This window comes from Roseomonas sp. GC11 (assembly GCF_024437745.1).
Lineage (GTDB): Bacteria > Pseudomonadota > Alphaproteobacteria > Acetobacterales > Acetobacteraceae > Pseudoroseomonas.
In genome coordinates this window covers 1-2,766 of sequence record NZ_JANFNY010000173.1, presented here as the reverse complement: position 1 = coordinate 2,766, position 2,766 = coordinate 1, and the positions used below count along the sequence as shown (strand labels likewise).

Annotated in this window: 3 protein-coding genes; all 3 read right to left on the bottom strand. The window is 76.0% G+C overall.

Annotation, left to right across the window (positions count from 1 at the left end; all coding sequences use genetic code 11):
- Window positions 1-73: 73 nt before the first annotated feature.
- Window positions 74-1,084: a glycosyl transferase family protein gene (locus NON00_RS24350; RefSeq protein WP_256025388.1), complete on the bottom strand. Its 1,011-nt coding sequence runs from the start codon at window positions 1,082-1,084 to the stop codon at window positions 74-76.
- Entirely contained in the window at window positions 1,074-2,516 is a 1,443-nt protein-coding gene (gene cysG / locus NON00_RS24345) for a siroheme synthase CysG (protein WP_256025387.1), read from the bottom strand. Before cysG ends, NON00_RS24350 begins: the two co-directional genes overlap by 11 nt.
- A partial coding sequence (locus NON00_RS24340) for a (2Fe-2S)-binding protein (RefSeq protein WP_256025386.1) occupies window positions 2,491-2,766 on the bottom strand: 276 nt, incomplete at its 5' end. The genes cysG and NON00_RS24340, both read right to left, overlap by 26 nt.

Genomic DNA, 2,766 nt, shown 5'->3' with positions numbered 1-2,766 from the left:
GAAGACCGCCCGATCATTCCTCGGCATCCTCTGCCTCGCAGCCACCGCAGACTGGATCAAGCTCTAACAGGCCTTAACCTTTTCTCTTCTCCCAAAGATCCCGCGCCGCCGCATCGCAGCGTTCCGGCGCCATGCCGCGCGCCGCCAGGGCGAGGGCCAGGGTGCCGGTGATGGTGGCTTCCGCCGCGGGGTCGTGGCGCGTGCCGTGCCAGATGTCTTCCAGGGGGATATCGCCCGGCTTTGTGTCGGCGAGGGCGGGGAAGTGGAGCATGTCCTCCCCCCCGTCCGCGAGCAGATGGGCGGCGGCGGGCTTGGCCGGGTTGCGTTCCGCCTCGCCGCCGCCGCCCTTCACCACCAGCAGGCGGGGCCGGCCCAGCAGCCGCGCCACGCCGAGATGCAGCGCGATATAGGGCGGGTGGAAGACGCCATCGACGCCCGCCGGGGCATCGGCCGGGTTGAGCAGGCGGGCCACCGTGTTGAGCGGCGAGCGCAGGCCGAGCAGGGCGCGCAGCCCTACCAGCCGGTCCAGTTCCGCGCTCATGGCGCGCAGCGGCAGGTAGGCGAAGCCGGTTTCGGCCAGCTGGGCCAGTGCCTCCGCGCGGCCGCGCGCCGGGCGGAGGCCGAGGCGGGCAAGAGCCTCGATGACGGGCATGCCGCTGGTGAAGGCATTGGTGCCGTGCATCAGCACGCGGTGCCCGCCGCGCGCCAGGGCCAGTGCCGCCAGCAGGAACCAGGGTGTGCCGCGTGTCCGCCCGGCGCCGTAGGAGGGCCAGTCCAGATCCACGCCGGGATGGCCGGGGGGGAGGGGTCCGGCGCCCACCGCTTCCCGCGCGGCCTCGACCAGCCCGGCGATTTCCTCCACCGCCTCGCCGCGATAGCGCAGCAGCATGAGGAAGGCGCCGATCTGCTCCGGCTCCGCCGCGCCGCGCAGCACCATGCGCAGGGCTTCCCGCGCTTCCTCCCGCGTCAGGGCGCGGGAGCGGCCGGGGCCGCGCCCCAGGGTGCGGACATAGGGGGCGAAGGGGTGTTCCGGCTCGCCGCCCTCGGTCTCCGTGGCCGGGAGCGGCGCGGGGTCACGCGGCATCGGCCAGGGCCCCGGCGGTGGGCAGGCGGCGGGCGGCGGCGGTGACGGCACCGATCAGCAGCAGCACCGGCCCTTCGGGCGCGGCGGCGGCCAGTGTCCCGGCGATGCCGCCCAGCGTGCCGGGCCAGGAAAGCTGGCCGGGCAGGGAGGCATTCTCCACCGCCAGCACCGGGGTGGCGGCGGGCATGCCGGCGGCGGTGAGGCGTTCCACCAGCCGGGGCAGGGTGCGCAGCCCCATATAGACGGCCAGGGTGCCGCCGGCGCGGGCCAGGGCCTGCCAGTCCTGGTCCGGCAGGCGGTCCTCCTGCCCGTGGGCGGTGATGAGGTGCAGGCTGCGCGCCACGCCGCGCTGCGTCAGCGGCACGCCCAGCGCCGCCGCCGCCGCCAGCGAGGCGGTGATGCCCGGCACCACCCCGGCCTCCAGCCCGGCCTCGCGCAGGGCTTCCAGCTCCTCGCCGCCGCGGCCGAAGATGAAGGGGTCGCCCCCCTTCAGCCGGACGACGCGCAGCCCCTCCCGCGCGCAGCGGATGAGAAGCTCGTTGATCGCCGCCTGGGTCATGCTGTGGCGGCCGCAGCGCTTGCCGACATCGACGCGCCGGGCGTCGCGCCGCGCCAGTTCCAGCACGGCGGGGCTGGCCAGTTTGTCGTAGAGCACCACATCGGCGCGTTGCAGGGCGCGCAGGCCCTTCAGCGTCAGCAGGCCCGGGTCGCCCGGCCCGGCGCCGACCAGCAGCGCCTGGCCCGGCGGCACCGGCAGGCCGGTGCTGGCGGCCTGCTCCAGCAGGGCGCGCATCTGCTGCTCCGCCCCGGCGCGGTCGCCGGCCAGCACGGCCTCGGCCACGGGGCCATCCAGCACGGCGTCCCAGAAGCGGCGGCGCAGGGCGCGGCCTTCCAGCCGGGCGCTGGCCTCGGCGCGCCAGTCGCGGCAGAAATCGGCCAGGGCGCCATAGCCGGGGGGGATGGCGGTTTCCACCCGCCCGCGCAGGTCGCGCGCCAGGGCCGGGGCGGCGCCCGCCGTCCCGAGGGCGATGGTCAGCGCGCCGCGTTCCACCAAGGCGGGGGTGACGAAGTCACAGAGCGGGCGGCGGTCCACCGCATTGACCAGCACGCCGCGCGCCCGCGCCTCGGCCACCACGGCGGCGGCCTCTTCCTCGGATTCCAGGGCGACGTAGCAGAGGCGCACCCCTTCCAGATCGGCGGCGGCGAAGGGGCGGCGGTGCAGGGTGAGGGCGCCTTCCGCCGCCAGGGCGTTCATTTCTTCTTCTGGCGCCGGGTCCACCGCGTGGAGATCCGCCCCGGTGCGGCCGAGCAGGCGGCATTTGGCCGCCGCCATCTCGCCGCCGCCCACCACCAGCACGCGATGGCCGGCGAGGTCGAGGAAGACCGGAAACAGCGTGTGCGACGCCTCAGGCAGCGGCCGCGGAGTGGGCATCGCGCAGGATCTCCTTCAGTTCGGGGATGCAGGAACCGCAATTGGTGCCGGCGCGCAAGGCCGCGCCGATCGCCGCCACATCGGCCAGGCCCTGGCCCAGGATGGCGGCGCGCAGCGTGGCGAGGCCCACCGAGAAGCAGGCGCAGACCACCGGTTCCGCCGGGGCGGCGGCGGCACCCTGCCCGGCCAGCAGGGCGAGGCGCGCGCCGGGCGCCACCGGCTGGGCGAGCAGGCCGGCCAGGGCCTCCCG